General features: G+C 69.9%; 24 protein-coding genes. 17 read left to right on the top strand and 7 right to left on the bottom strand.

The genetic code is table 11. The annotated features are described in order from the left end of the window. The first annotated feature begins 58 nt into the window (after positions 1–58). The 7 genes from BLR91_RS12245 to BLR91_RS12215 all read left to right on the top strand — a co-directional run bounded on the left by BLR91_RS12245 (position 59) and on the right by BLR91_RS12215 (position 10,169). The gene (locus BLR91_RS12245; protein WP_089875037.1) at positions 59–1,021 is read left to right on the top strand and encodes a carbohydrate ABC transporter permease; all 963 of its coding nucleotides are present in this window, start codon (positions 59–61) and stop codon (positions 1,019–1,021) included. Continuing rightward, complete coding sequence (locus BLR91_RS12240) at positions 1,018–1,851, top strand: carbohydrate ABC transporter permease (protein WP_018190224.1); 834 nt, start codon at positions 1,018–1,020, stop codon at positions 1,849–1,851. Before BLR91_RS12245 ends, BLR91_RS12240 begins: the two co-directional genes overlap by 4 nt. Positions 1,852–1,856: 5 nt before the next feature. Then, entirely contained in the window at positions 1,857–4,178 is a 2,322-nt protein-coding gene (locus BLR91_RS12235) for an alpha-L-rhamnosidase (protein WP_231918900.1), read from the top strand. A 67-nt stretch (positions 4,179–4,245) separates the two neighbouring features. Then, positions 4,246–5,409, top strand: a complete 1,164-nt coding sequence (gene rhaI / locus BLR91_RS12230) for an L-rhamnose isomerase (protein WP_089875038.1) — start codon at positions 4,246–4,248, stop codon at positions 5,407–5,409. Between the two features lie 2 nt (positions 5,410–5,411). Then, positions 5,412–7,448 carry a bifunctional aldolase/short-chain dehydrogenase gene (locus BLR91_RS12225; protein WP_172823211.1) on the top strand — a complete coding sequence of 679 codons (2,037 nt, stop codon included), beginning with the start codon at positions 5,412–5,414 and terminating at the stop codon, positions 7,446–7,448. Next, a complete protein-coding gene (locus tag BLR91_RS12220; protein ID WP_089875042.1) occupies positions 7,445–8,908 on the top strand; it encodes a rhamnulokinase in 1,464 nt (487 codons plus the stop codon). Before BLR91_RS12225 ends, BLR91_RS12220 begins: the two co-directional genes overlap by 4 nt. Then, the gene (locus BLR91_RS12215; protein ID WP_089875043.1) at positions 8,901–10,169 is read left to right on the top strand and encodes an alpha-hydroxy acid oxidase; all 1,269 of its coding nucleotides are present in this window, start codon (positions 8,901–8,903) and stop codon (positions 10,167–10,169) included. Before BLR91_RS12220 ends, BLR91_RS12215 begins: the two co-directional genes overlap by 8 nt. Positions 10,170–10,711: 542 nt before the next feature. Here BLR91_RS12215 and BLR91_RS12210 read toward each other — a convergent pair. After that, positions 10,712–11,005, bottom strand: coding sequence for a hypothetical protein (locus tag BLR91_RS12210; RefSeq protein ID WP_020075312.1), 294 nt, complete (start codon positions 11,003–11,005; stop codon positions 10,712–10,714). 105 nt (positions 11,006–11,110) lie between these two features. Between BLR91_RS12210 and BLR91_RS12205 the strand changes: the two genes are divergently transcribed. The 4 genes from BLR91_RS12205 (at position 11,111) to BLR91_RS12190 (ending at position 14,228) form a co-directional block, all read left to right on the top strand. After that, positions 11,111–11,653 (top strand): MarR family winged helix-turn-helix transcriptional regulator, encoded by a 543-nt coding sequence (locus tag BLR91_RS12205; RefSeq protein WP_089875046.1) that lies wholly within the window; start codon positions 11,111–11,113, stop codon positions 11,651–11,653. Next, the gene (locus tag BLR91_RS12200) at positions 11,650–12,336 is read left to right on the top strand and encodes an NADPH-dependent F420 reductase (RefSeq protein WP_089875049.1); all 687 of its coding nucleotides are present in this window, start codon (positions 11,650–11,652) and stop codon (positions 12,334–12,336) included. Before BLR91_RS12205 ends, BLR91_RS12200 begins: the two co-directional genes overlap by 4 nt. 51 nt (positions 12,337–12,387) lie before the next feature. Beyond that, complete coding sequence (locus tag BLR91_RS12195) at positions 12,388–13,434, top strand: LLM class flavin-dependent oxidoreductase (RefSeq protein WP_089875051.1); 1,047 nt, start codon at positions 12,388–12,390, stop codon at positions 13,432–13,434. Between the two features lie 134 nt (positions 13,435–13,568). Then, the gene (locus BLR91_RS12190; RefSeq protein WP_089875053.1) at positions 13,569–14,228 is read left to right on the top strand and encodes a hypothetical protein; all 660 of its coding nucleotides are present in this window, start codon (positions 13,569–13,571) and stop codon (positions 14,226–14,228) included. A gap of 128 nt (positions 14,229–14,356) precedes the next feature. Here BLR91_RS12190 and treS read toward each other — a convergent pair whose 3' ends face one another. Continuing rightward, complete coding sequence (gene treS, locus BLR91_RS12185; protein ID WP_089875055.1) at positions 14,357–16,639, bottom strand: maltose alpha-D-glucosyltransferase; 2,283 nt, start codon at positions 16,637–16,639, stop codon at positions 14,357–14,359. Between the two features lie 78 nt (positions 16,640–16,717). Beyond that, positions 16,718–17,131, bottom strand: a complete 414-nt coding sequence (locus BLR91_RS12180; RefSeq protein WP_089875057.1) for a Rho termination factor N-terminal domain-containing protein — start codon at positions 17,129–17,131, stop codon at positions 16,718–16,720. 102 nt (positions 17,132–17,233) lie between these two features. Between BLR91_RS12180 and BLR91_RS12175 the strand changes: the two genes are divergently transcribed. The 5 genes from BLR91_RS12175 to BLR91_RS12155 all read left to right on the top strand — a co-directional run bounded on the left by BLR91_RS12175 (position 17,234) and on the right by BLR91_RS12155 (position 22,253). After that, positions 17,234–17,587, top strand: a complete 354-nt coding sequence (locus BLR91_RS12175; RefSeq protein ID WP_089875059.1) for an ArsR/SmtB family transcription factor — start codon at positions 17,234–17,236, stop codon at positions 17,585–17,587. Next, positions 17,584–18,498, top strand: a complete 915-nt coding sequence (locus BLR91_RS12170; RefSeq protein WP_231918899.1) for an SRPBCC family protein — start codon at positions 17,584–17,586, stop codon at positions 18,496–18,498. Before BLR91_RS12175 ends, BLR91_RS12170 begins: the two co-directional genes overlap by 4 nt. A gap of 31 nt (positions 18,499–18,529) precedes the next feature. Beyond that, complete coding sequence (gene nhaA / locus BLR91_RS12165; protein WP_020075305.1) at positions 18,530–20,422, top strand: Na+/H+ antiporter NhaA; 1,893 nt, start codon at positions 18,530–18,532, stop codon at positions 20,420–20,422. Positions 20,423–20,533: 111 nt separating this feature from the next. Further along, positions 20,534–21,130 carry a YdeI/OmpD-associated family protein gene (locus tag BLR91_RS12160; RefSeq protein ID WP_018190241.1) on the top strand — a complete coding sequence of 199 codons (597 nt, stop codon included), beginning with the start codon at positions 20,534–20,536 and terminating at the stop codon, positions 21,128–21,130. 82 nt (positions 21,131–21,212) lie between these two features. Continuing rightward, positions 21,213–22,253 carry a cupin domain-containing protein gene (locus BLR91_RS12155; protein WP_089875063.1) on the top strand — a complete coding sequence of 347 codons (1,041 nt, stop codon included), beginning with the start codon at positions 21,213–21,215 and terminating at the stop codon, positions 22,251–22,253. A 7-nt stretch (positions 22,254–22,260) separates the two neighbouring features. Here the strand turns inward: BLR91_RS12155 and BLR91_RS12150 are convergent, their stop codons facing one another. The 4 genes from BLR91_RS12150 to BLR91_RS12135 all read right to left on the bottom strand — a co-directional run bounded on the left by BLR91_RS12150 (position 22,261) and on the right by BLR91_RS12135 (position 25,767). Beyond that, positions 22,261–22,977 (bottom strand): hypothetical protein, encoded by a 717-nt coding sequence (locus BLR91_RS12150; RefSeq protein WP_089875065.1) that lies wholly within the window; start codon positions 22,975–22,977, stop codon positions 22,261–22,263. 1 nt (position 22,978) lies between these two features. Next, positions 22,979–23,497, bottom strand: coding sequence for a hypothetical protein (locus tag BLR91_RS12145; RefSeq protein ID WP_089875067.1), 519 nt, complete (start codon positions 23,495–23,497; stop codon positions 22,979–22,981). Positions 23,498–23,602: 105 nt separating this feature from the next. Then, positions 23,603–25,081: an MFS transporter gene (locus BLR91_RS12140; protein WP_089875069.1), complete on the bottom strand. Its 1,479-nt coding sequence runs from the start codon at positions 25,079–25,081 to the stop codon at positions 23,603–23,605. A 20-nt stretch (positions 25,082–25,101) separates the two neighbouring features. Further along, on the bottom strand, positions 25,102–25,767 hold the full coding sequence (locus tag BLR91_RS12135; RefSeq protein ID WP_020075301.1) for a TetR/AcrR family transcriptional regulator: 666 nt from the start codon (positions 25,765–25,767) through the stop codon (positions 25,102–25,104). Between the two features lie 59 nt (positions 25,768–25,826). On the opposite strand from BLR91_RS12135, the gene BLR91_RS12130 reads away from it, so the two are divergent. Further along, positions 25,827–26,690 (top strand): SDR family NAD(P)-dependent oxidoreductase, encoded by an 864-nt coding sequence (locus BLR91_RS12130; protein ID WP_089875071.1) that lies wholly within the window; start codon positions 25,827–25,829, stop codon positions 26,688–26,690. Positions 26,691–26,702 lie beyond the last annotated feature (12 nt).

Below are 26,702 nucleotides of genomic sequence, written 5' to 3'. Positions count from 1 at the left end.
TCGGCCCGGCCGCAGGCACCCGGTAACGGCCACACGAGACACTCGACGAGGAGCGGACATGTCGACGGCTACCCCTTCGACCGCGGCACAGGCGGCCGAGATCCTGACGGACGTGAAGAGTCCAGGAGGGAGGAGGCCCGGCGGGCGGAAGACAGCACGCAAGGCCATGCGGTCGCACTACCCGACCTGGTTCTTCATCCCGGCGCTGGTGCTCTACGCGGTCTTCTTCGCCATCCCGTCGCTGTCGTCGTTCTACTTCTCGCTCACGCGGTGGTCGCTGTTCGACGCCCAGTTCATCGGGTTCGCGAACTACGTCCAGTTCTTCCAGGATCCGCAGCTCTACACCAGCTTCATCCACACGCTCGTGTACGCGGTCCTCACCTCCGGAGCCAAGGTCATCATCGGCTTCTTCCTCGCCCTGCTGCTGACCTCCCCGGTCGTCGGTCGCGGCTACCTCCGGGCCATCGTGTTCTTCCCGGTGCTGCTGTCGACGATCGGCGTCGGCATCCTGTGGAAGGCACTGCTCGACCCGTTCCACGGCATGGTCAACGGGGTGCTCGGGTTCTTCGGGCTCCCGCAGCCCGGTTGGTTCACCGACCCGAACCTGGCGCTCTACACGATCGCCGGCGTCGACATCTGGAAGGGCGTCGGCATCGCGACGCTCATCTTCATGGCCGGCATCGTCGCCATCCCCGGCGAGTACTTCGAGGCGGCGAGGATGGACGGGGCCAGCGGCTGGCGGATCCTGCGGGATATCACCATCCCGCTCAGTCGCGGTGCGACCGCGACGGTCATCATCCTCTCGCTCATCGGCGGGCTGCGCTCGTTCGACATCATCTGGGCGACCACCGGCGGCGGTCCGGGCTTCACCAGCGACGTGCTCGCGTCGGTGATCTACAAGCAGTACCAGGCGGGCTTCTACGGCCTCTCGACCGCCGGCAACGTGGTGCTGTTCCTGGTCGTGACGATCATCATGGTGCCGCTGTCGTACTTCCTGAACAGAAAGCAGGTGGAGCTGTGAAGCGGCAGCGCATCCGTTCCTGGACGATCGGGATCATCGCGATCGCGGTCTCCGTCATCGTCTTCCTCGTCCCGCTCGCCTTCGTGCTCCTGCAGGCGGCGAAGACGCCGGACGACGCATCCAGCCTCGCCTTCACCTGGCCGAAGGAGTGGAGCTTCTTCCCGAACCTCGTCGCGGTGCTGGAGAGCGGCGACGGCCTGATCTGGCGCGCGTTCTTCAACTCGGCCGTCCTGACCGTCTTCTCGGTCACGCTGATGGTGATCATCGCGGCGATGGCCGGCTACGTGCTCGCCCGCAAGCGCAGCAAGTGGGGCCCGGTCGTCAACTTCTTCGTCCTCGCCGGCCTGATCGTGCCGCCGGCGGTCGTGCCCACCATCTGGGTGCTGCAGGGTCTCGGGCTGTTCAAGACGATGCCGGGCATGATCCTCATCGAGACCACCTTCGGGCTGTCGTTCTCGATCCTGATGTTCCGCGCGTTCTTCGGGACCGTCCCCCGCGAGGTCGACGAGGCCGCTGTGCTCGACGGTGCCGGACGGGTCCGGATGTTCTTCCAGGTCATCCTCCCGCTGCTGCGGCCGGTGATCGTGACGGTCATCGTCGTGCAGTCGGTGTTCGTCTTCAACGACTTCCAGAACCCGCTGTACTTCCTCCCCGGCGCCGACAACGCGACGGTCCAGACGACCCTGTACAGCTTTGCCGGGCAGAACCTGAGCTTCTACAACCTGCTCTTCATGGACTTCCTGCTCATCACCATCCCGCCCCTTGTCGCCTACATCTTCTTCAACCGGCAGATCATCGCCGGCATGACGAGCGGCGCGGTCAAAGGCTGACCGCCATGAGCACCGACACCGCGAACGACACGACACAGAACCGGAGAGACAACGCAATGAACTGGCACGCCCGCATGATCGCCGCTGGAGAGACCTTCGACGGAGCACCGCTGCTCCGACGCGAGTTCGCGCTCGAGACGGGACACGGGGCGGTGACGCGTGCGACGCTGCACCTCACCGCGCACGGCATCGTCGAGGCCTGGATCAACGGCCGTCCAGTGTCCGGAGACCTCCTCACCCCCGGATGGAGCGCCTACGAGTGGCGCCTCCGGTACGCGGACTACGACGTGACCGAGCTGCTCGAGGACACGTCGGTGCTCGGGCTCGCCCTCGGCAAGGGCTGGTTCGGGGGCCGCCTCGGCTGGGCCGGCGGCGGCTCGTACTACGGCGACAGCCTCGGTGCGTTCGCCCAGCTGGAGGTCGAGTTCGCCGACCGCACGACGCAGCTCGTCGTGACCGACCAGGAGTGGACCTCCGGCCCGAGCGCCGTGCTCGCCAACGACCTGTACGACGGTGAGACGATCGACGCCCGCCTGCGGGACGACGCGTGGAAGCGCCCCGGCTTCTCGGGCGACGGATGGACCGGCGTGCGCGAGCTCGAATTCGACACGGCGTCCCTGACGCCGTACATCGGCCCGCGCGTGACCCGCTGGGCGGCGCTGCCCGTGCAGGGGATCACGACCTCCCCGTCGGGCAAGACCCTGGTCGACTTCGGCCAGAACCTGGTCGGCTGGATCAAGCTGCGTGTGCAGGGCGAGGCCGGAACGGAGATCGTCGTCCGGCACGCCGAGGTGCTCGAGCACGGCGAGCTGGGTACCCGTCCACTGCGCAGCGCCAAAGCCACCGACCGCTACATCCTGAGCGGCGGGGTCGACGAGTTCGAGCCGACGTTCACCTTCCACGGCTTCCGCTACGCCGAGATCGAGGGATGGCCGGGCGAGCTGAAGGCGGAGGACCTGACGGCGATCGCGATCGGCTCCGAGCTGACGCGGATCGGCGAGTTCCGCACCTCCGACCCGCTGCTCAACCAGTTCCACGAGAACGTGGTGTGGGGGATGCGCGGCAACTTCGTCGACGTGCCCACCGACTGCCCGCAGCGCGACGAGCGTCTCGGCTGGACGGGCGACATCGCCGCGTTCGCGCCGACCGCGGCCTTCCTCTACGACGTCGACGGCTTCCTCTCGGACTGGCTGGTCGACCTCGACCTGGAGCAGCAGCACCACGACGGGATCGTCGGCTTCGTCATCCCCGACATCCTGAAGATGATCGACCAGCCGACGGACTTCGGACCGGTCGATTCGACGGCGATCTGGAGCGACGCAGCGGTCTGGGTGCCGTGGACGCTGTACCAGGCGTACGGCGACGACGCGGTCCTGCGGCGGCAGTTCGGCTCGATGGCCGCCCACGTCCGTCGGGTGGAGTCGCTGCTCTCGCCCGCCGGGGTCTGGGACACCAGCTTCCAGTTCGGCGACTGGCTCGACCCGGACGCTCCGCCGGAGGACCCGGCGAAGGCGAAGGCCGACACGGGCGTCGTCGCGACGGCCTGCGCCTACCGCTCGGCGACGATCGTCGCCGAGACCGCGAAACTCCTCGGCCGCACCGAGGAGCAGGCGGAGTTCGAGGCCCTGGCCGCGCGCCTGCGTCAGGCCTTCAACGCCGAGTACGTGCGCGACGGCGTCGTGAAGAGCGACTGCACGACCGTGTACGCCCTCGCCATCGTCTTCGGGCTGCTCAGCGTCGCCGACGAGGAGTTCGCCGGCACCCGGCTCTCCGAGCTGGTCGCCGAGGCCGGCTACCGCATCTCGACCGGATTCGCGGGCACGCCGTTCATCACCGACGCCCTCACGCAGACCGGCCACCTGGATGACGCCTACCGGCTGCTGCTCGAGCGCGAGTGCCCGTCGTGGCTGTACCCGGTGACGATGGGTGCGACGACGGTCTGGGAGCGCTGGGACTCGATGCTGCCGGACGGCACGATCAACCCGGGCGAGATGACGAGCTTCAACCACTACGCCCTCGGCGCCGTGGCCGACTGGATGCACCGCGTCGTCGGCGGCCTGTCGGCCCTGGAACCCGGCTACGCCCGCGTGCTCGTCGCACCGCAGCCCGGCGGCGGTCTGACCGAGGCCGAGACCTCACTGACCACCCCGCACGGCACCGTGAGCGTCCGGTGGACGCTCGACGGCGACGACCTCACCGTCGAGGCCGAGCTTCCCGACGGCGTGGAGGGTGTGCTCCGGCTCCCCGGACGCGACGACCAGACCATCGGCGCCGGGCGCACGACCGAGACGACCGCCCTCCCGGCCGTCGCCGACGTGGCCCGCTGACCGGCGACCGCTCCGACCACAACCGCGGCCGCGCATCCCGCAGCGGCAGAGAGAAAGCGAAACTCCCATGACCCTCCCCGTCGAGATCCGGGACCAGCTAGCGCTGCAGGCGATCGAGCTGCCGAGCTGGGCGTTCGGCAACTCGGGCACGCGGTTCCGCGTGTTCGGGACGCCAGGCACCGCCCGCGACCCGTTCGAGAAGATCTCGGACGCCGCGCAGGTGCACAAGCGCACCGGGCTCGCGCCGACGGTCGCGCTGCACATCCCGTGGGACCGGGTCGATTCGTACGCCGATCTGCGTAAGCACGCGGAGGACAACGGGGTCGAGTTGGGGACGGTGAATTCGAACACGTTCCAGGACGACGATTTCAAGTTCGGTTCGGTCACCCACGCGGATGACCGGATCCGGCAGAAGGCGATCGATCACCATTTCGAGTGCATCGACGTGATGAACGAGACCGGGTCGCGGGATCTGAAGATCTGGCTGGCGGACGGGACGAACTATCCGGGTCAGGATTCGATGCGCGCCCGGCAGGACCGCCTGGCGGACAGTCTGCAGAAGATCTACGAGCGGATCGGCGAGGGTCAGCGGCTGGTGCTGGAGTACAAGTTCTTCGAGCCGGCGTTCTATCACACGGATGTTCCCGACTGGGGGACCAGCTTCGTTCAGACGCAGGCGCTGGGCGAGCGCGCGGTGGTGTGCCTAGACACCGGGCACCACGCACCCGGGACGAACATCGAGTTCATCGTGATGCAGCTGCTGCGGCTCGGGAAGCTGGGGTCGTTCGACTTCAACAGCCGGTTCTATGCCGATGACGACCTGATCGTGGGCGCGGCGGACCCGTTCCAGCTGTTCCGGATCATCTTCGAGGTGATCCAGGGCGGCGGGTACGCGAACCCGGAGGTCGCGTTCATGCTCGACCAGTGCCACAACCTGGAGGCGAAGATCCCGGGCCAGATCCGGTCGGTGCTGAACGTGCAGGAGGCTACGGCGAAGGCGTTGCTGGTGGACACCGAGGCCCTGGCCGCCGCGCAGGCCGCGAACGACGTGCTGGCCGCGAACACGGTGTTCATGGATGCGTTCAACACCGACGTGCGCGCCGATCTGGCTGCATGGCGGGAGTCGCGTGGGCTGCCCGCCGATCCGATGGCCGCGTACAAGGCCTCCGGATACCAGGAGAAGATCGAGGCCGACCGCGTCGGCGGCACCCAGGCCGGATGGGGGGCCTGAGCATGACGAACGACGCTGTCGCATCCCTGCTGGCCCGCTCGAACCGTCTCGGGTCGGACCCGGCGAACACGAACTACGCGGGCGGGAACACGTCCGCGAAGGGGACCGAGATCGACACGGTGACGGGTGAGCCGGTCGAGTTGCTGTGGGTGAAGGGCTCGGGTGGTGACCTGGGCACGCTGACCGAGACCGGCCTCGCTGTGCTGCGGCTGGACCGTCTCCGCGCCCTGCAGAACGTGTACCCGGGTGTGGAGCGTGAGGATGAGATGGTTGCCGCGTTCGACTACACGCTGCACGGGAAGGGTGGTGCGGCGCCGTCGATCGACACGGCGATGCATGGGCTGGTGGATGCGGCCCACGTGGATCACCTGCATCCGGATGCGGGTATCGCGATCGCGACGGCGGCGGACGGGGAGGAGCTGACGGCGAAGGTCTTCGGCGGCCGGGTGGTGTGGGTGCCGTGGCGGCGTCCGGGGTTCCAGCTGGGCCTGGATATCGCGGCGATCAAGCAGGCGAACCCGGAGGCGATCGGCACCATCCTGGGCGGGCACGGCATCACGGCGTGGGGGGACACGAGCGAGGAGGCGGAGGCCAACTCGCTGTGGATCATCCAGACCGCTGCGGACTACATCGCCGCCAATGGTCGTCCGGAGCCGTTCGGGCCGGTGTTGCCGGGTTATGAAGCGTTGCCGGAGGGCGAGCGGCGGGCGAAGGCGGCGGCTTTGGCTCCGCACCTGCGCGCGATCGCATCCACCGACCGGGTGCAGGTGGGGCACTTCACCGATTCGGATGTGGTGCTGGAGTTCCTGGCGGCGGCGGAGCACCCGCGGTTGGCCGCGCTCGGCACCTCGTGCCCGGATCATTTCTTGCGCACGAAGGTGAAGCCGCTGGTGCTCGACCTGCCGGCGGACGCATCCATCGAGGACTCGGTGGCGCGACTGGAGGTCCTGCACGAGCAGTACCGGGCCGACTACCAGGCCTATTACGACCGGCACGCGACTGCGGATTCGCCGGCGATCCGCGGGGCCGATCCGGCGATCGTCCTGATCCCCGGGGTGGGGATGTTCTCCTACGGCAAGGACAAGCAGACGGCGCGGGTGGCGGGCGAGTTCTACGTCAACGCGATCAATGTGATGCGCGGGGCGGAGGCCCTGTCGTCGTACGCGCCGATCGATGAGGCGGAGAAGTTCCGCATCGAGTACTGGGCGTTGGAGGAGGCCAAGCTGCAGCGGATGCCGAAGCCGAAGCCGCTCGCCGGGCGCATCGCCCTGGTCACCGGCGCCGCGTCCGGGATCGGCAAGGCCATCGCGACCCGGCTCGCCGCCGAGGGCGCGTGCGTGGTCATCGCCGACCTCGACCTGGTCAAGGCGCAGGCCGCGGCGGCCGAGATCGGGACCGCGGACGTCGCGATCGGTGTCGCCGCGGACGTGACCGACGAGAAGGCGGTCGACGCGTCCATCCGGGAGGCGCTGCTCGCGTTCGGCGGGCTCGACCTGGTGGTCAACAACGCCGGCCTGTCGATCTCGAAGCCGCTTCTGGAGACCACGAACGCGGACTGGGACCTGCAGCACAACGTGATGGCCAAGGGGTCGTTCCTGGTCTCCCGCGCCGCCGCGCGCGTGCTGATCGACCAGAAGCTCGGCGGGGACATCGTCTACATCTCCTCCAAGAACTCCATCTTCGCCGGACCGAACAACATCGCCTACTCGGCGACGAAGGCCGACCAGGCGCACCAGGTGCGGCTGCTCGCCGCGGAACTCGGCGAGCACGGCATCCGCGTCAACGGCATCAACCCCGACGGCGTCGTCCGCGGGTCCGGCATCTTCGCCGGCGGCTGGGGCGCCAAACGCGCCGCCGTCTACGGGGTGCCGGAAGAGGAACTCGGCCAGTACTACGCCCAGCGCACCCTGCTCAAACGCGAAGTGCTGCCCGAGCACGTGGCCAACGCCGTGTTCGTGCTCTGCACCAGCGACCTCGACCACACGACCGGCCTGCACATCCCGGTGGATGCGGGAGTCGCAGCCGCCTTCCTCCGATGAACGCCGCACCTCTCGGGGCCGGCACGGTCGCCGCCGTCGACCTCGGCGCGACCAGCGGACGCGTCATGCACGCCCGCGTCGGCGCGAACACGCTGGAGCTGACCGAGGCCGCCCGGTTCCCGAACACGCCCGTGCGGGTGTGGGAGGGGGATCGCGCTGCGCTGCACTGGGACCTGACCGGGCTGTACGCCAACGTGCTCGACGGCCTCGGCTCGGTCGCGCGATCCGACCCGGCGCTCGCGAGCATCGGCGTGGACGCGTGGGCGGTCGACTACGGCCTGCTGCGCGACGGGCGGCTGCTGGGCGAGCCGTACCACTACCGTGACGAGCGCACGGCGGCCGGGGTCTCGACGGTGCATGCCGCCGTCGAGCCGGGGGAGCTGTACCGCGAGGGCGGACTCCAGTTCCTGCCGTTCAACTCCCTCTACCAGTTGGCGGTGGATGCCGCGAGCGGCTCCCTGGAGCGCGCGGACCGCTTCCTGCTCGTCCCCGACCTCCTCACCTTCTGGCTGACCGGGGTCGCGCAGGCCGAGCGGACCAACGCCTCCACCACCGGGCTGCTCACGGCCGACGGCGCGTGGAACGACGCCCTCATCGCGCGGCTCGGGCTTCCGCGGTCCGTGTTCCCGCCGCTCGTGGATGCGGGGACGCCGGTCGGGCGCCTCCTGCCGTCCCTGCGCGGCGATCTGCCGTTCGACGGCGAGGGCCCGGTCGTCACGGCGGTCGGCTCGCACGACACCGCGTCGGCGGTCGTGGCCGTGCCGATGGACGCATCCCGCGCCGCGTACATCTCCTGCGGAACCTGGGGACTGGTCGGTGTAGAGCTTCCTCAGCGCGTCGTGTCGGAGGAGGGCCGGGTCGCGAACTTCACCAACGAGGGCGGCGTGGATGGGCGCATCCGCTACCTCCACAACGTCATGGGCCTCTGGTTGCTCAGCGAGTCCGTGCGCGAATGGCAGCGCCGCGGGCTGCGGGTGACCCTGGAGTCGCTGCTCGCCGAGGCGGCCGAGCTGCCCCGGCCGTCGGACCTCTTCGACCCCGACGACCCGCGCTTCATGGCGCCGGGCGACCTTCCGTCGCGCATCGCCGAGTGGTTCGCCGAGCACGGGTCGACCGCGCCGGCGTCGCCCGCTGGGATGGTGCGTGTGATCGTCGAGAGCCTCGCCGCTGCCTTCGCCGACGCGGTGCACCGCGTGGCCGCGCTGACGGGCGTGGGTGTGGACACCATACACATCGTCGGCGGGGGAGCCCGCAACGCCCTGCTCTGCCAGGCGACCGCCGACCGGAGCGGCCTGCCCGTGCTCGCCGGACCGGTCGAGGCGACCGCCATCGGCAATGTGCTCGTGCAGGCGCGTGCCGTCGGCCTCCTCACCGGAGACCTCGAGACGCTCCGCGCCCTGGTCTCCCGCACCACTCAGATCACACGCTATGACCCCGTTAGGATCCTTGCCCATGGTTGATCGCCAGTTGCCTCGTCCGGCGGAGTTGTTGGAGTTGATGCAGTTCCGCAGGCCGGAGCTGAATTTGAAGAAACGGCGGCTGGAGTCGGCGCTCACGATCGAGGACTTGGCCAGGATCGCTCGCCGCCGGACCCCGAAGGCGGCGTTCGACTACACCGAGGGCGCCGCGGAGGGCGAACTGTCGCTGGCCAGGGCCAGGCAGGCGTTTCAGGATGTGGAGTTCCATCCGTCGATCTTGCGGGACGTGTCCACGGTGGATACGTCGTGCCGGATTTGGGGTGGGCCGTCGGCGTTGCCGTTCGGGATCGCGCCGACCGGGTTCACGAGGTTGATGCAGACCGAGGGGGAGACCGCCGGTGCCGGGGCTGCGGGGGCGGCGGGGATCCCGTTCACCCTGTCCACCCTGGGCACCACCTCGATCGAGGGGGTGAAGGCGGCGAACCCGCACGGCCGGAATTGGTTCCAGTTGTATGTGATGCGGCAACGCGAGATCAGTTACGGGTTGGTGGAGCGGGCGGCCGCGGCGGGGTTCGACACCCTGTTCTTCACCGTGGACACCCCGATCGCGGGGGCGCGGTTGCGTGATAAACGCAACGGGTTCTCCATCCCACCCCAGCTCACCCTCGGCACCATCGTGAACGCGATCCCTAGGCCGTGGTGGTGGTACGACTTCCTCACCACCCCCAAGTTGGAGTTCGCGTCGCTGTCCTCCACCGGTGGGACCGTCGGCGACCTGCTGAACGCGGCGATGGACCCGTCGATCAACTACGACGACCTGAAGATCATCCGGGACATGTGGCCCGGGAAACTCGTGATCAAGGGCGTGCAAACCCTGGAGGATGCGCGCACCCTGGTCGACCATGGGGTGGATGGGATCGTGCTCTCCAACCACGGCGGCCGGCAACTCGACCGGGCCCCGATCCCGTTCCACCTGCTCCCGTCCGTTGCACGGGAAGTGGGCCGGCACACGGAGATCGCGATCGACACCGGCATCATGAACGGCGCCGACATCATCGCCGCCTACGCGTTGGGCGCGAAGTTCACGTTGATCGGACGGGCGTACCTCTACGGGCTGATGGCCGGCGGCCGGGCGGGTGTCGACCGCACCATCCAGATCCTCACCGACCAACTCACCCGCACCATGAAACTCCTCCAGGTCACCTCGCTCGCCGAGCTCGGCCCGCACCACGTCACCCAGCTCGCCCGCCTGCAGCCCCTCCGCAACGCCCCCGTCCCCGCGCGCGAGGACGCCGACGCCTGATCCCGTCGCGAGATTTGCGCCAAATCGAGGCAACGCACGCCACCTCCGCGTGAGATTTGCGGCAAATCGCGGGAATGCGGCGCCCAAACCCGCGATTTGGCGCAAATCTCGCCGTGACGTGACGCCCAAACCCGCGATTCGACGCAAATCTCACAGCGACGTGACGCCCACACCCGCGATTGAGCGCAAATCTCGCGCCGCGGAGTCGGGCGAACGCCGTAAGGGCGCCCACATTCGCGCCGAATGTGCGCTTTGCGCGCGGCATTCCGCACATTCGGCACGAATCTCACGGAAATCAGCGAGAGGTGCGCACTCGGAGACGACGGATCAGCTCCAAGGATTTGCGCCAAATCGTGGGAATGCGGCGCCTAAAACCGCGATTTGGCGCAAATCTCGCGGGGACGTGACGCGCAGAACCGCGATTTGGCGCAACTCTCGCGCCGCAGAGACCGGGCGAATCGCCGTAGGGGCCGGCGCACATTCGTGCCGAATGTGCGCTTTGCGCGCCGCATTCCGCACATTCGGCACGAATGCCGCGGGCGTCAGCGCGGGGTGTACTCGTAGACGACGGCGGACCAGTGGTCGCCGAGCTCGTCCCATGATTCGGGGCCGTGGAACGCCAGCCGATACTGCACGTTGAGCAGCGGGCCGAGCACATCGAGCACGTCCGGCTGGAACGGGGTGCCGGGCGGGAAGCCGAGGCCGAAGCTGTGGATGATGCTGTCGTCCGCCGCGCGCAGCCACACGCCCCAGCCCTGCGAGACCGGCATCGCGACCACGCGGAAGACGTGGGCGGGGTCGTAATCGGCGGGGAGGGCGTCGGGCAGATCGCTCATGATGCAACGCTACAAGGCGCGCGCCATGGCGGGAACAAATCCACTCGGCCAGCGGTTGATTGACATGTCAGCTATCCGGCTGGCGTGATCGAGAACGAGGACCGTATGACCCCCACCGCAGCCACTGAGCGACTCACCGACCGTGAACTCGCCGTGTGGCGCTCGCTGCTCGACACGACCGGCGAGCTGCGCCGGCTGTTGTCGTCCGAGCTGCAGCGCGTGGAGCTCTCGACCGGCGACTACGCGGTGCTGCTCGCCCTCACGGAGGCGGCCGACCGCACGCTGCGGTCGTCCGAGCTGGCCGATGCGATCGACTGGGAGCGCAGCCGGGTGTCGCACCACCTGGGGCGCATGGAGAAGCGCGGCCTCATCCGCCGCACCGAGTGTCCCGGCGACAACCGCGGGGCGCTCGTCGTCCTCACCGAGGACGGCTACGAGGCCATCCGCCGCGCGTCCGGACCTCATCTGCGGGCCGTGAAGCGGCTCTTCGCCGACGCGCTCCGCCCCGACCAGCTCGACGCCCTCGCGGGCGCGCTCGAGAGCATCCAGAACCACCTCGACCGCGCCGCGGCCGACCCTGACATCAACACCGACCCTGACACCAACACCGACACCGACACCGACACGACAGAAGGACACCGCCGATGACCACCACCGCTACCGCGCGACCTCGCGTCGCGATCCTCGGCGTCGGACATGTCGGCTCGGCGCTCGCGCGCATCCTGCTCGACGCCGGCTACGAGGTGGAGGTGGCGGCCTCGGGCGACCCGCAGCGCATCCAGCTCATCGCCTCGGTCGTCATGCCGGGCGCCCGTCCGGCGTGGGCCGCGGAGGCCGTGTCCGCGGCGGATGTCGTGATCCTCGCCATCCCGCTGCACCGGTTCTCCGGACTCGACCGCGGGATGCTCGCCGGCAAGCTGGTCATCGACTCCATGAACTACTGGGCGCCGACCGACGGCGTGCAGTCGCTGTTCGAGGACCAGTCCCTCACCAGCAGCGAGATCGTCCAGCGAGAACTCCCGAACTCCACCGTCGTGAAGACGTTCAACCACATCGGCTACCACGAGATGGAGGAGGACCGCCGCCTCGCCGGAGACCCGGACCGCCGCGCTCTCGGCGTGGCCTCGGACGACCCGGAAGCGGCCGCACTCGTCGCCTCTCTCATCCAGGACGTCGGCTACGACACCGTGCTCGTCGACAGCCTGCGCGACGGCGTCGCGTTCGAGCCGGGCGGCCCGGTCTTCGGCGCGCGCCTCGACGCGGGCGGCTTCCGGGCCGCCGTCGCGGGCGAGAACGCGCCGGAACTCGCCTCCGCCGAGGCCGCCGCCTGACCCGGCGGCGACCGCATCTTTTCCCTCGCATCCACACCCGAAAGCACACAAATGAACACCGCACCCCAGAGCTTTCCGCTCACCTTCGGCCTGAACACCTTCGGCGACGTCACGAGCGACGCCGACGCTCGGCCCATCTCGCACGCCCAGACCGTTCGCGACCTCGTCGGCCACGGCGTCGCCGCCGAGCAGGCGGGGATCGACTTCTTCGGCATCGGCGAGCACCACGTCGACGACATGCCCCTCTCGGCGGCCGACATCGTGCTGAGCGCGATCGCCGCACGCACCGAGCGCATCCACGTCGGGTCGGCGGTCACCGTGCTGAGCTCGGACGACCCCGTCCGGGTGTTCCAGCGCTACTCCACCCTCAACGCGGTGTCGGACGGCCGCGCCGAGATCATCCTCGGCCGCGGTTCGAGCATCGACTCGTTCCCGCTGTTCGGCTTCGATCTGTCCGACTACGAGGAGCTGTTCGAGGAGAAGACGAACCTGTTCGCGCACCTGCGTGAGGGCGGACCGGTCACCTGGGAGGGGAGCACACGCAGCGGACTTCGCGAGCAGGATGTGGTGCCGCACCTCGAGACACCGCTGCCGACGTGGATCGGCGTCGGCGGCAGCCCGGAGTCCGTCATCCGCACCGCCCACTACGGCTTCTCGCTCATGCTGGCCGTGATCGGCGGACCGGCCTCCCGCTTCGCGCCGTACAGCGAGCTCTTCCACAAGGCGCTGGAGCAGTTCGGCCGTGAGCCGCAGCAGATCGGCCTGCACTCGCCCGGCCACGTGGCGGCCACCGACGAGCAGGCGCGCGAGGAGTTCTGGCCCCACTACCGCGACATGATCACGAAGGTCAGCGCGACGCGTGGCTTCGCGATCCCGACCGAGGCGTCGTTCCAACGCGAGCTGGGCCCCGACGGCAGCCTCTACGTGGGCTCGCCGGAGACGGTCGCCGCGAAGATCGCCGCCAACATGCGCGTGGTCGGCGCCAACCGTTTCGACCTCAAGTACGGCATCCCCGGGATGACGAACGAGTCGCTCCTCACGGCGATCCGCCTGTACGGCACCGAGGTCGTCCCGCGCGTCCGCAGCCTCCTCGCCTGACCGCGTCCCTCGCGGATCCGCCCACCGTCGAGTCCGCACTTTTTGCACACTCCGACGGCGCGTCGCGTGCAAAGTTCGCGGACTCGACGGCTGCTAGCCTGCACCCAACCGACACACCGAGCTCAGGAGGACGCATGACGACGCACGCCGACAAGACCTACGCCCGCATCACCGGCTCCCCGGCGCCGCGCGACCTGGAGTGGACCGAGTTCATCAGCTTCTGGCAGGACCGCGCCGACCAGGTGGAGCAGGAGACCGGCGATCGTCTGGCGGTGAAGCTCAACGGGCACCGCGAGGTCTTCCGGCGTCAGCACGACGGCCGCGTCTCCATCGAGGACATCGAGCGCGCACGCCACCTGCTGGCGGCGACCCCGGAGCCGAAGGGCCACGGCGACCTGCTCGCGGTCGCGATCGACGCCGAGCATGCCCGCATCTTCGACTTCGACCTGGATGCGCGCACCGTCAGCGACACGGAGCACACCGTCGCCGACGAGGACCGTCACGCCCACCACCTGCGCACGGTGGAGCGGCACACCGGTCACGACGACGAGCGCGACCTCAGCCACTTCTTCGACGCCGTCGCCGAGGCGCTCCGGTCGACCGCCCCGGAGCGCTCGTTCGTCGTGATCGGGCACGGGTCGGGCAAGGCGGATGTCGCGGCCGAGTTCGTGGAGCGGTTGCGGGCGGCCCACGCGGATGTCGCGGCTCGCGTGACCGCGCTCACCGAGCTCGACCTCAGTGCGGCGAGCGACGCCGACATCGAGGCCGCCGCCCAAGCGGCCGTCCGCCTCTAGCCGCCCGCGCATCCCGCCCCCTCCCGTCCCCTCCCACCGTCGAGTCCGCAAACTTTGCACGAGACGCGCCGTCAGAGCGTGCAAAATTTGCGGACTCGACGGTGGGGGATAGAGCGAGGGGATGGGCGCTACTGGTCGAGGGGGGTGCGGCTCAGGATGAGGAAGCGCGCGCCGTAGGCGGGGACGCTCACCGGGAAACTGGCCAGGTCATCCACCGTGCCGACCTCGCTGCCGTCGGCGGCATCCGTCACCGTCGCCCGATGCGGCAGTGCCTCCGAGCGGACGGTGCCGTCGACCGCTGCGTCGGTCATGTTCAGCACGGTCAGCTGGACGATGGGCAGCTCCTGCTCGTCGAGCGTCTCGAGTTCGTGCACCATGACGAGCATGCCCGGGTGCGCGACATCCGGCACGTCGACCTGGCGCGCGCTCGCGATGCCCCAGCGGTCGCGGATGCGCAGCAGCTCCTGAAGCCGGTTCGCGAACGAGTCGCGGTTGCGCAGCTGCTGGGGGAGCGGCCCGTACAGCGAGCGCGCCCGCGGCATCCCGTAGGCGGAGCGCTCGGCGTCGGGGGCGGACCCCAGCAGGTCGTGCGCTCCCCGCTCGACCCAGCGCGTGTCGCCCTCCGCGATCAGGTCGGCCACCTCGCCGCGGGGCACGGTCAGTGCGCCCAGCAGGTCCCATCCCGACAGCGCGAAGACGCCCGGCTGCCACGCGTTGAACGCGGCGAGCAGCAGGTGCGCGTCCCGGATCGCCGGGATGTCGTCCTCGGTGATCGAGTCGAGGGTCGCGTGCCCCTGGGTGGCGGCGATGAGGGAGGCCGACGTGCAGGCGATCCCGTTGGTCGTGAACACGAGGTTGTAGTCGGCCGTCGGCTCGGTGATCGCCTCGACGAGATCGGCGCGGATGCGCTGGGCCAGCTCGCCGCCGCTGATCTCCTCGCCGCGGAATGTGTAGAGGTCGTTCTGGTGCAGCGTCGCCCAATGGACGAGCTCGTAGGTCAGCTCGTCGTGGTTCTGCATCCCGTGCACCAGGCTCACCGGCTCGACGCCCAACTCAAGTGAGGTGCGCAGCGTGAGGCGCAGGAACTCGGTGTCGCCGGTCGCGAGGGCGTGGTGGTACGCCGGGCGGTTGATGAAGTCGTAGGAGAGGTCCGCGCCGACAGCGCCGGTGTCGCGGATGTCCTCCACGGTGAGGTTGAGCTCCTGGAAGGTGAAGCCGCCGACCTTGCGCACCATCCCGGCGATGATGTGGTTCGCGGCGTGCGACAGTGGGTGCCCCTCCGACCAGGCCGGCATCCCCTCCGCGCTCTTCTCGACCCCGAGGAAGCCGTTCGCATCCAGTCGCAGGGCGCTCGTACCCAGGTCGCCGAGCGAGTGCAGGGCGTCGCCGATGACCAGGCGCATGCCCGAGAACGTCGGGTCGAGCCAGTTCACCGACGGCTGGCCCTCCTTGAAGTAGTGGAGGTACACCCAGCGTCGGGTGATGCCGTCGACGCCGATGACGGGCGCGGTGGCGCTCCAGTTCGTCTCCTTCACCCCGGGGGCGTAGAAGATGACGCGTTGCAGCTCGCCGATGATGTAGCCGCGCTCGGCGAGCGCCGCCTCCGTGGACTCGTCGAGGTTGACGGAGTCGCGGCCCTCTGGCACCTCCGGCAGCAGGTGCCACTCGTCCGGAGGGATCTCGACCATGTGGTAAATCCCGGGGTAGTCCTTGTAGGCCATCTCGGCGAGGCGAAAGTCGGCGCCCTTGCCGGTGTGGCCCGGCACGATGTCGTCGATGACGCTGCCGCCGTGCTCCTCGGCGACGTCGGTCAGCCGCCGGAACGTCTCCTCGTCGCCGAACGCGGGGTCGATCTGGGTGCCGATGCGGTCGAAGTGGCCGTCGACGCTCGGGGTCTCCTGCCAGCCGCGGATGCCGCCGGCCCGCTTGACCGGACCGGTGTGGATGCCGTTGATCCCGATCCGCTGGAACGCCCGCCACAGCTCCGGGTCGGCGAGCGCCGTGAGGAACGACTCGCCCGGTCGTGTGATCAGCGAGATCGGGTACGCGGTGAACCAGACGTCCGAGGTGGAGACGGCGCGGCGGGCGTCCGGCCGGGCGTAGGGGTTGCGCCACATGCTGGGTGAGCCGGACAGCTGCCGGCTGAGCACGTCCGCATCCTTCAGCATGGATTGGCGCACCAGCCACTCGACGTAGGCCGGGTTCTGGCCGTTGGCCGCCCGGGGGTCGGAGAACGTGCGGCGGATGCTGCCGCCGCGCAGGTTGGCGCGCGGGCGCAGCCGGCGGGGCCGGGCGGGGTAGAGCTGTTCGTCGTAGGTGATCTCCTCCGGCGCCGCCTGCTCTTCCGCAGCTGCCTCGTCGGGTGCCGTCACCGCGTCCTGCTCCGTCACCTCGAGTGCCTCGTCGTCCACCTGGTCTCCTTCCGTGACTGCAAACGTAACCCCCGAAACGGTCCGCGTCTGCCGAACGGCGCGGTGGGATTCACCAGGTCATTCGCTGAGGCGCTCGATCAGCTGCCCTTTGGTCAGCCGGGAGACGTTCAGGAGGCCGCGGGCGCGTGCCGCATCGCGCAGGGCCTGCACGGTCAGCTGGTCGAGTTCCGGGTCGTGCGTGACGGATGTGGTGACCGATCCGGCGAACTCGACCGTCGCCTCCACGGTCTCGTCGCGGACGGAGGGGAGCGGCGGGGTGAGGTCGAGGTCGGCCGTGTCCGCAGCGCTGTCGGTGTGCTCGGCCTTGCTGCCGCCGGCGAGCGTCGCCAGCTCCTTCTCCAGGGCGCGAACACGCTTCTTCGCCTTCTTCTTGTCGAGCTTCTCGGCCGCTCTCCTGGCGTCGGCGACGGCCGCCTCCGCCCGCTCGAACGCCTTCTTCGCTGCCTTCTCGAGCTTCTTCTGCTTCGCCATGCGCGCTCCGTTCCGTCCCGTTCACCGTGCACGCTGCCACGTGTCCGCCGAAGGGGCAAGGCATGCCTACGTCATATCAGTGAGCGGTGATATCATGCACCCATGAACTCGTTTGCGGTGCTGGCGGACCCGGTCCGTCGCCGGATGGTGGAACTCCTCTCCGAGGCGGAAGCGCCCGCCGGTCGGATCGGCGCCGTCGTCATGGCGGAGTTCGGGATCGGCCAGCCGGCCGTCTCGAACCAGCTGCGCGTGCTCCGGGAGGCGGAGATCGTCTCGGCCGAGCGTCAGGGATCGCAGCGCATCTATCGCATCGTCCCCGGCGCGCTGGACGATATCGCGGCCTGGGTGGACCGGTACGGGCGGCTGTGGTCTCAACGGCTCGACGCCCTGGAGACCGAGCTCGCCCGCGAGAGCAGCGGCGGACACGGGAGCGCACGGCCCGACGGGGGACGATGATGGATGCGCGCACGATCCGCGCTCTCGTCGGCACCGACGACCATCCCGAGCTGATCCTCCGCCACGAGTACCGCTCGACCGCCGCGGAGCTGAGGGACGCATGCACGTCGCCGGAACGACTGTCCCGCTGGTTCGGCGTCGTCGCGGGCGAACCGTCGGGTGTCGGGTCGGAGTTCACCGTGCAGCTCGACGAAGACACCCGAGCGCAAGGCCGGGTGCTGCAGTGCGGCACGGACGCCCTGCGGGTGTCCTGGATCGTCGATGGGGAGCCGCCGAGCATCGTGACCGCCGAGTGGAGGGACACCGCCGACGGACGCGCCGAACTGACCCTGCACCATCGGCTCGCAGGGCGAGACGAGATCGTGACGGCGGGCGGCGGATGGGATGACGTGCTCTCCGTACTCGACGGGGTGCTTTCGGGCCGGGAGGATGACGCAAGCGGTTCTGCCGGACGCGCGGCCGGGCGAGATGTCTGGCGGACGCTCGCCTCGCATCCCCTCGAACTGACGCGCACGATCGATGCGGACCGGTCCCGGGTCTGGAGCGCCATCGCCTCGGCCGATGGACTGCGCACGTGGTGGTGGCGGCACTGGCACGACGTGTCGATCGTCGCGGACGTGCGGGTCGGAGGCGCCTACCGGATCGTCGCACCAGGCGCGAGCATCGTCGTGGAGGGGCACTATCTCGCGGTCGAGCCGTTGGAGCGCCTCGCGTTCGAATGGAGGTGGAGCGACGACGACGGGCCCACGGCCGACGAAGCAGTGGAGTTGCGGCTGACCGACGACGGCTCCGGCACACGGCTCGTCGTTCGCCACACCGGGCCCTGGACGGATGCGTCGCCCGCCGAGTCGTACCGGCAGGGCTGGAGCTTCACCCTCGGCGAGCTCGCGGCCGTCCTCGCCGCCGAGTGACCGCGGGCGCGGGAGTCGCTAGAGTTTTTCCGTGACCACCCCGCTCACGCTCATCCAGCGTTCTCCCGACCCGGAGTCGGTCGGGCAGTCGCGCGACCGCCGGCCGAGCATCGCCGAGCGCTTCCGCTCGATGGGCCGGAGCCGGATCGGCGCGCTGCTGCTCGTCGCGGCGACGCTCATCGCGATCGTGTGGGCGAACATCTCGTTCACGGGGTACGAGCAGTTCTGGGACACGCACCTGATCGTCGGGGTCGGCGACCTGCAGCTCGACTTCACCCTCCACGCGCTCGTCAACGACGCCCTGATGGCGATCTTCTTCTTCACCGTCGGCCTGGAGGTGCGGCGAGAGTTCGCGATCGGGGAGCTGACCAGCTGGGCGCGCGCCGTCGTCCCGGTGGTCGCAGCCGTCTTCGGGCTCGCCGTCCCCGCGGTCATCTTCGTGCTGTTCACCCTCGGGACGGGCATGGAGCACGCGTGGGGAGTCGTCATCTCCACCGACACCGCGTTCCTGGTCGGTGCCCTGGCCCTCATCGGCCCGCGCGCGTCGGGCCGTCTCCGGGTGTTCCTCCTGGCGCTCGCCGTGGTGGATGACATCGGCGCCTTGAGCATCATCGCGCTCGTGTACACGGAGAACTTCAACCCGTATCCGTTGATCATCGCTGCGGTCGGCCTGGTCGGCGTCTACTTCACCCGCTACCTGCGCGGCGGCCGCGGCCCGGTCTACGCGACCCTCGCCATCATCGTCTGGCTCGCGTTCCTCGCCTCGGGCGTGCACCCGACGCTGGCCGGTGTCGCGATCGCCCTGCTCGTGCCCGTCTACCGGCCCAACCGGCGGGATGTGGAGCACGCCCTCGATCTCGCCCGCACCTTCCGGCAGTCACCGAACACGGAGTACGCGCGGGCGGCGGCGAACAGCCTGCGCGAGTCCATCTCCATCAACGAGCGGCTGCAGTCGGCGTGGGGTCCGTACGTGGCGTATGTCGTGCTGCCCCTGTTCGCCCTCGCCAATGCCGGCGTGCGGCTGGACGGCGACATCCTCGCCGGCGCGCTCGTCTCGCCGATCGCGTGGGGTGTGCTCGCCGGCCTCGTCGTCGGCAAGTTCGTCGGCGTGTTCGGCTCGGCCGCGGTGCTGCGCCTGCTCAAGATCGGCGACTTCGGGCCGGGGCTCACCCTCGACCGCCTGGCCGGGGGTGCGGCGCTGTGCGGCATTGGCTTCACGATCTCGCTGTTCATCGTCGACCTGGGCGTCCCGGATGAGGCGGCGCAGAACGCCGCCCGCGTCGGCGTGCTCGCGGCGACGATCGTGGCGTTCGTCGTCGCGACCATCGTCTTCCGGATCTCCGACGCGCGCCGGCCGAAGGAGGAGGCGGGCCTGACCCTGGTGCGCCCGGTGGACCCGGCACGCGACCACATCTTCGGTGCGCTGGACGCGCCGTACGAGATCGTCGAGTACGGCGACTTCCAGTGCGGCTTCTGCCTGAAGGCGACGGGTTCGGTGTTCGAGGTGCAGCGGGAGCTCGGCGACCGGTTGCGCTACGTGTGGCGGCACGCGCCGCTGACGCGATACCACCCCAACGCCCTCGCCGCGGCGGAGGCGTCGGAGGCGGCGTCGCGCCAGGGCAAGTTCTTCGAGTTCGAGCGTGCCCTCTTCGCCGACCAGGAGCACCAGCTGCCGTCCGACATCCTGCGTCGTGCCCAGGAGCTCGACCTCGACCTCGATCGCTTCGAGGCCGACCTGAGCTCGCCCGAGGTGGCCGCGCGCGTCCGCGACGACATGCTGGATGCGGAGGCGATGGACATCACGGCCGTCCCCACCTTCTTCATCAACGGCCGCCGTCACGTCGGTCCGTACGACGCCCAGTCGCTGATCCGCGCGCTGCAGGCGACCGAGGACACCGACACGGCGGCCACCGCGCAGCCCTGAGCGCGCCTGCCCGTCCCTGATCGCGCCTGGCCGTCCCTGATCGCACCTGGCCGGGCCGGCATAGCGGCCACGCCGCCGCCCGGCGTCGGCGGTCGCCCCTACGATCGGGGCATGGCCGACGACCCGCAGCGAACAGCTCCCGAACCCCTGGTGGTCGCCGACCAGGCGGCGTGGCGCGCCTGGCTCGACGAGAACGAGCAGACCTCCGACGGTGTGTGGCTGGTGCTCGCCAAGAAGGGTGTCACCGACCCGACATCCCTCGGCTATCAGGAGGCCCTGATCGAGGCACTCTGCAGCGGCTGGATCGACGGACAGCGCCGGTCCCGCGACGACACGACCTTCGTGCAGCGGTACACCCCGCGGCGCAAGACCTCGCTGTGGTCGGAGCGCAACATCGGCATCGTCGAGACGCTGATCGCCGAGGGGCGGATGCGGCCGGCCGGGCAGGCGGAGATCGATCGGGCCAAGGCGGACGGTCGTTGGGAACGCGCGTACGCGGGCGCCGGGCGGATCGAGATGCACGAGGATCTGGTGGCCGCGCTCGAAGCGTCACCGGCGGCAACGGCCACGTTCGAGCGGCTCAACGCCCAGAACCGCTACGCCGTGCTCTGGCGGGTGACCACCGCACCGAACGCCACCACCCGCGGCAACCGGCTGGCGAAGCTGATCGGGATGCTCGAACGCGGCGAGACGCCTTACCCGCAGTAGGCGTGCCAACACAAGCGTTGTCCTGACGGCCCGGTCGCCCCTAGCGTGACGGTGACACAACACCATCGACAGGGAGACCCGCATGCCCACGACCTCGCCGCACGTCGCTTCGCTCACCGATGCCACAGACACCTACGAGAACGACTTCGGCAGCATCTCGCAGCTCACCGCCGACGACTTCCCGATCCTGAAGCGCATGTCGCTCAAGCGCATCGTCCTCGAACCGGGGGGCGTCCGCGAGCCGCAGTGGAACGTGAACGCGAACCAGATCGCCTACGTGGTGCGCGGGACGGTGCTGGTGTCGATGCTGGCGAACGCGGACGAGTTCGCGTCGTTCGTCGTGAAGGCGGGGCAGATGTACCACGTCGCGTCCGGCGCGATCTACCACATCGAGAACGTGGGGGAGGAGACCGCGGAGATCATCGCCTCCCTCCGCACCTCGCGTCCGGCGCATTTCTCGCTGCAGAACAGCTTCAATGCGATGACGGATGCGGTGCTCGGCAACACCTACGATCTCCCGTCGTCGGCGTTCGCCGCCTTCGACCGGCACGACGCGCAGCAGATCGTGCGTCGGGAGGGCCCGGCCCGCATCCCGGACACCGCCGGCCTGCCGAACGCCCACCTGTTCGATGCCGCGGGGCAGAATCCGCCGCTCTCGTACGCGTACGGCAGCGCGCGGCTCGCGCGCAAGCAGTTCTGGGCGGCGCTCGACGACCTCTCCATGTACTCGCTCGAGATCGCGAACACCGGGATGCGCGAGCCGCACTGGCATCCCGTCACGGCCGAGCTCGGGTACGTGCAGAGCGGGCACGCGCGGATGACGGTGCTCGACCCGGACGGCTCGCTCGACACATACGAGCTGGAGCCCGGGAACGCCTACTTCATCCCGCGCGCGTACCCGCACCACATCGAGGCGTTGGGCGACGAAGGCATCCACTTCCTGATCTTCTTCGACCAGCCCACGCCCGGTGACATCGGATACCGCGCCACGGCATCCGCCTTCTCGCGGGAGGTGCTGTCGTCGGCGTTCGGGGTGCCGGAGGCGCAGCTCCCGCAGTTCCCGTTCACGCCGGTCGATCCGCTGATCGTCGGGCGCACCAACCCCGTCGACCCGGTGAAGTAGCGTCGGGTCAGCTCCCCGAGCGGGTCAGGCCGCGGAGCTCACCGGTCGACGATCCGAAGTCGATGTGGATGTGCGTGCAGTAGTCGGCGAAGCGCGAGATGTTGCGCAGCGGCGGCATCCAGTACGCCCCGCAGCCGTCGGCCCCCGAGGCCTGCCCCGCGCGCGATCCGGCCGGCAGGAAGGAGTCGAGGAACGGGAGCAGGATGTTCGTCGGCCCGTCGTTGCCGCGCGTCCTGGCGGAGCCGATGTAGGTGAGGTCCATCGCGTTGGGGGCGCCCGGCGGCGTGCAGTGGCGGGAGGTCGGGTTGCTCGCGCAGGTGGCGACGCCGTCGTTGGCGCAGTGCCGGTTGAGGTCGCTCACCTGCACCGAGCCGTAGTTGCGGATGATGATCACCAGCGTCTGCAGCGTCCGCTTGTCGATGTTGCACTGCGGTGTCTGCCCGATGGTGCCGTTGGCGATCGGCTGCAACTCGTTCGGGATGATGGCGCGCTCGGCCCATTCGATGATGAGCGTTCCCTGGTTGTAGTCCTCGAGCAGCTTCTGTGCTGCGGCCTGCGCCGTCGCGGGCACATCCACGCACGTCTCGACACAGGTGCTCTCCGCCGGCTGCGCCAGGGCGGCTCGGGCGGAGGGCGCGGGCGCGGCGGCGGAGAACCCGGCGACCACGAGCAACGCGATCAGCGCGAAGGCGACGCGGAGGGACGTTCGGCGGAGGCGGCGCATGTCAGTCCTGACTCACGGTGACGCCGGCGAGCGTGAAGCAGTCGCGTGCGACGGCGGAGGAGTCGTCCACCGTCTTCTGCGGGCCCGCGCCGGTCTCCGGATTGATGGGGTTGGCATTGATGAAGGCGAGATTCGCGGCCAGCGGCTTCCAGACGCCGTCCTTCTCGGCGGCAGCGGCGGCGAGGGGCGTCGCGGCGGCGACTCGCGTCGCGGCGAAGCCGTCGGCGACCTGCTGGCACGCCTGCACGGCCAGCGCCTTCGCCCCGGCGGTGTCGACGGGCGCCCCGGTCGGTGCGGGCGCGTCCGGCGCGTCTGTGGCATCCGGGCCGGTCGTCGGCGCGGGAGTCTGCGTCGCGGGGGCCGTCGGCGTCGGCGTCGGGCTGGCGGTGAGCGTCGGCGTCGGGAACGGCGTCTGGGTCCCGGCGTCGGCGCCGGACTTCGGCGCGCAACCGGCCAGCGCCAGCGCGAGCACGGCCGCCGCCACGGTGAGCGCGCGCACGCGCCCGAGCTGCGAGACCATCGGAACCACCCCATCCCCGAACGGGCGTAAATACTTGCATAGGCTACGGCGTCGGTTGCGCCGATCGGCGGAGTGACGCGCGCTCTGCGGGGAACGGCTGCCGGGTCAGACGCCGGTCTTCCCTGCCTTCTTGCGGGCACGGAGGTCGACCAACCCGACGACGAGGGCGACCGCGAGCAGCGCGAGAGTGACGAGGTAGCCGTCCCGGACCGCCTGGTGGTACTGATCGATCGGATGGTTGCCGCCGCCCGGGACGGTCGCGAAGAACACCGCCGTCACCAGTGCGACGCCGACGGCCGTTCCGACCCGCTGGCCCAGCTGCGCGATCGACCCGGCCGCGCTGCCCTCCTCCGGCGGCACCTCCGAGAGCGTCAGCGTCTGGTTGGGGGAGATGACGAACCCGCCGCCGATGCCGCCGACCAGAGTGGATGCGGCCATCAGCCATTCCGCCGCGGCCGGCGGTGCCAGGGTCGCTGAGGCGAGCAGCGCGCCGATGCCCACGATCACGATGACGAGCCCCACGACGACGAGGGCGCGTCCGAAGCGCTGGACGAGACGGCCCCCGATGAACGCCGATACCGCCGCGCCGAGGGCGAAGGGGACGCTGACGAGACCCGCGGCAAGCGGCTGAGCGTGCAGCCCCTCCTGGAGGAACAGGGTGGTGACGAGGAAGCTCGCCGGAAGACCGGCGAAATACACCGCGGCGATGAGGATGCCGTTGCGGTACGACGCCAGCCGGAACAGGTCGAGGTGGACGATCGGCGAGAGCCCGCGCTTCGCATAGCGGCGCTCCCAGAGGAGGAATGCCGACCCGAAGGCCGCGAACGCGATGAGCCACAGCCAGCGGAGCGGGTCGTCGGTGGGGGAGCCCGTGGTGAGCAGGAAGGGCAGCATCAGGCCGAGGATGGCCCCGGCCAGCAGGATCAGCCCGACCGGATCCAGCTGCGTCCCTCCCGCGGGCCTCTCCTGTCTGCGCGGCAGGAACCGCAGAGCGAAGAAGAGCGCGACGGCTCCGCATGGCACGTTGAACCAGAAGAGCAGCCGCCAGCCCTCCTCCGCGCCGCCGAGGGCGATCAGGGAGCCGGCGAGGCTCGGGCCGATCGCCGTGGCGATGCCGACCATCGCACCGAAGACCCCGAACGCGCGCCCGCGCTCCGGTCCGCGGTAGAGCTGCTGGATCATCCCGAGCACCTGGGGCATCTGGACGCCGGCCGCGGCCCCCTGCACGAAGCGCGCGATGGTCAGCCAGAGGATGTTCGGGGCGAGCGCGCAGAGGGCGCTCGCGAGGCTGAAGCCGACCAGGCCGATGACGAACATCGCCCGGCGTGATCGGGTGTCACCGAGGCGCCCGGAGGGCACGAGCGTGAGGCCGAAGGCGAGCGCGTAGCCCGCGACGATCAGCTGCAGCTGCGTCGAGTCGGCGTGCAGGGAGCGCTGGATGGACGGCAGCGCGACGTTCACGCCGGAGAGATCGAGGATGGTCAGTGCGCCCACGGCGATGCAGACCGCGAAGGCCGGACCGCGCGCCGCACGGGTTCCCTGAGCGGTGTCCTCTCCGGAGGGGCCCTGTGAAACGTCGGTCACGCCGACACCGTACGCCCCGCTCAGTCGGCGAGCGCTCCGGTCAGGTATGCGCGGAGGATGCGGCGGAGCCGCGGCTCCAAGTCGATCAGCGCGTGCCCGAGCCGCGGGTCGGTCCGGTAGAGCTCGGCGATCTCCGGCGGCGGGGTGGAGATCTGCCAGAAGGTGCCGGCGAGGGAGGTGGCGGCGGCGACCAGATCGCGTGCGGCGGTGTCCGAGAGGGCCGGGAGCGCATCCCGGACCGCGTCGCTGATCGCCGCGAGGCTCTCGCCGCTCGTGAGCTTGTAGCTGCGCACGGCCTCGACGGAGACGTTGCGCTCGAGGTTCAGGGGCGCCTGCGCGAGCAGGTCGCAGAACGCTCCGCGCGCGGCGAGGGTGGAGGCGAAGGCGGTTGCGACGCCGTCGGCGGTGGAGGCGCGACGGACCCGCTCGCACAGCACGGGCGTCCACTCCCGCCACGCCTCGGCCGTGAGACGGAGGAAGATCTCCTCCCGGGTCTCGAAGTACCGCAGCATGGCCGACTTGTGCATCCCGACCGCGTCGGCGATGTCGGTCAGAGTGACCGTGCGGATGCCACGATCGCGGCCGAGGGCGCGGGCGGCGTCGAGGATCGCCTGCTCGCGGGCGGCTTTCGCCTCGGGGGATCGGGCTCGTCGCTGCCCGCTCTCTCGCGTCTCCTGCTGGGTCATGCCGCCAGTTTAGCGCAACCGAGTTGCATTATTTAAAGAAACGGTGTTTCATTAACGTCATGGAACAGACATGGTTCATCACAGGCTCCTCCCGCGGCTTCGGCCGCTCCCTCGTCGTCGCCGCGCTCCGCGCCGGTGACCGCGTCGCCGCCACCGCCCGTCGCCCAGAGCAGCTCGACGACCTCGTCGCCGAGTTCGGCGACCGCATCCTGCCGCTCCGGCTCGATGTCACCGACCCCGCCCGCGCCGCCGAGGCGCTCCGCGAGGCGCACGACCGGTTCGGTCGGCTCGACGTGATCGTCAACAACGCCGGCTACGCGAACGTGTCGCCGATCGAGACGACGGACGACGCCGACTTCCGCACCCAGTTCGAGACCAACTTCTGGGGCGTGTACAACATCAGCAAGGCGGCCATCCCGCTGCTGCGCGCGCAGGGCGGCGGGCTCGTCATCCAGTTCTCGTCGGTCGGCGGGCGCGTCGGCGGGTCGCCCGGCATCGCCTCCTACCAGGCCGCGAAGTTCGCGATCGACGGCTTCAGCCGCGTGCTCCGGACGGAGACGGCTCCGTTCGGCGTGAAGGTCCTCGTCGTCGAGCCGAGCGGCTTCCGCACCGACTGGGCGGGCTCGTCGATGGAGGTGCGCGAGATCCCCGAGGGATACGAGAGCACCGTCGGCGCGATGAACCGCCGGGTCCGTCAGTCCGACGAGGGCCCGGCCGGCGACCCGGACCGCGCGGCCGAGATCCTCGTCCGCCTCGCCAAGAGCGACGACATCCCGCAGAACCTCCCGCTCGGGGTGAACGCCACCGAGATGAGCGTCGCGCAGGACCGTCGCCTCCTGGCCTCCGACCTCGCGTGGGCGCCTGTCTCGCGCTCCGCCGACGCCGCCGAGCCCTACCCCGTCCCCTTCCCGCCCGCCGCCTGACCCCCTCGCGCC

It is taken from the genome of Leifsonia sp. 466MF, from assembly GCF_900100265.1.
GTDB lineage: Bacteria > Actinomycetota > Actinomycetes > Actinomycetales > Microbacteriaceae > Leifsonia.
The sequence above is the reverse complement of the archived record's forward strand: the minus strand, read 5'-3'. Positions and strand labels throughout refer to the sequence as shown.

What these genes read in the sequence shown, in the direction of transcription:
- BLR91_RS12245 (WP_089875037.1), top strand. Translation starts at nt 59, where the DNA reads ATGTCGACGGCTACCCCTTCGACCGCGGCACAGGCGGCCGAGATCCTG.
- BLR91_RS12235 (WP_231918900.1), top strand. Translation starts at nt 1,857, where the DNA reads ATGAGCACCGACACCGCGAACGACACGACACAGAACCGGAGAGACAAC.
- rhaI (WP_089875038.1), top strand. Translation starts at nt 4,246, where the DNA reads ATGACCCTCCCCGTCGAGATCCGGGACCAGCTAGCGCTGCAGGCGATC.
- BLR91_RS12225 (WP_172823211.1), top strand. Translation starts at nt 5,412, where the DNA reads ATGACGAACGACGCTGTCGCATCCCTGCTGGCCCGCTCGAACCGTCTC.
- BLR91_RS12220 (WP_089875042.1), top strand. Translation starts at nt 7,445, where the DNA reads ATGAACGCCGCACCTCTCGGGGCCGGCACGGTCGCCGCCGTCGACCTC.
- BLR91_RS12215 (WP_089875043.1), top strand. Translation starts at nt 8,901, where the DNA reads ATGGTTGATCGCCAGTTGCCTCGTCCGGCGGAGTTGTTGGAGTTGATG.
- BLR91_RS12210 (WP_020075312.1), bottom strand. Translation starts at nt 11,005, where the DNA reads ATGAGCGATCTGCCCGACGCCCTCCCCGCCGATTACGACCCCGCCCAC.
- BLR91_RS12205 (WP_089875046.1), top strand. Translation starts at nt 11,111, where the DNA reads ATGACCCCCACCGCAGCCACTGAGCGACTCACCGACCGTGAACTCGCC.
- BLR91_RS12200 (WP_089875049.1), top strand. Translation starts at nt 11,650, where the DNA reads ATGACCACCACCGCTACCGCGCGACCTCGCGTCGCGATCCTCGGCGTC.
- BLR91_RS12195 (WP_089875051.1), top strand. Translation starts at nt 12,388, where the DNA reads ATGAACACCGCACCCCAGAGCTTTCCGCTCACCTTCGGCCTGAACACC.
- BLR91_RS12190 (WP_089875053.1), top strand. Translation starts at nt 13,569, where the DNA reads ATGACGACGCACGCCGACAAGACCTACGCCCGCATCACCGGCTCCCCG.
- BLR91_RS12180 (WP_089875057.1), bottom strand. Translation starts at nt 17,131, where the DNA reads ATGGCGAAGCAGAAGAAGCTCGAGAAGGCAGCGAAGAAGGCGTTCGAG.
- BLR91_RS12175 (WP_089875059.1), top strand. Translation starts at nt 17,234, where the DNA reads ATGAACTCGTTTGCGGTGCTGGCGGACCCGGTCCGTCGCCGGATGGTG.
- BLR91_RS12170 (WP_231918899.1), top strand. Translation starts at nt 17,584, where the DNA reads ATGATGGATGCGCGCACGATCCGCGCTCTCGTCGGCACCGACGACCAT.
- BLR91_RS12160 (WP_018190241.1), top strand. Translation starts at nt 20,534, where the DNA reads ATGGCCGACGACCCGCAGCGAACAGCTCCCGAACCCCTGGTGGTCGCC.
- BLR91_RS12155 (WP_089875063.1), top strand. Translation starts at nt 21,213, where the DNA reads ATGCCCACGACCTCGCCGCACGTCGCTTCGCTCACCGATGCCACAGAC.
- BLR91_RS12150 (WP_089875065.1), bottom strand. Translation starts at nt 22,977, where the DNA reads ATGCGCCGCCTCCGCCGAACGTCCCTCCGCGTCGCCTTCGCGCTGATC.
- BLR91_RS12145 (WP_089875067.1), bottom strand. Translation starts at nt 23,497, where the DNA reads ATGGTCTCGCAGCTCGGGCGCGTGCGCGCGCTCACCGTGGCGGCGGCC.
- BLR91_RS12135 (WP_020075301.1), bottom strand. Translation starts at nt 25,767, where the DNA reads ATGACCCAGCAGGAGACGCGAGAGAGCGGGCAGCGACGAGCCCGATCC.
- BLR91_RS12130 (WP_089875071.1), top strand. Translation starts at nt 25,827, where the DNA reads ATGGAACAGACATGGTTCATCACAGGCTCCTCCCGCGGCTTCGGCCGC.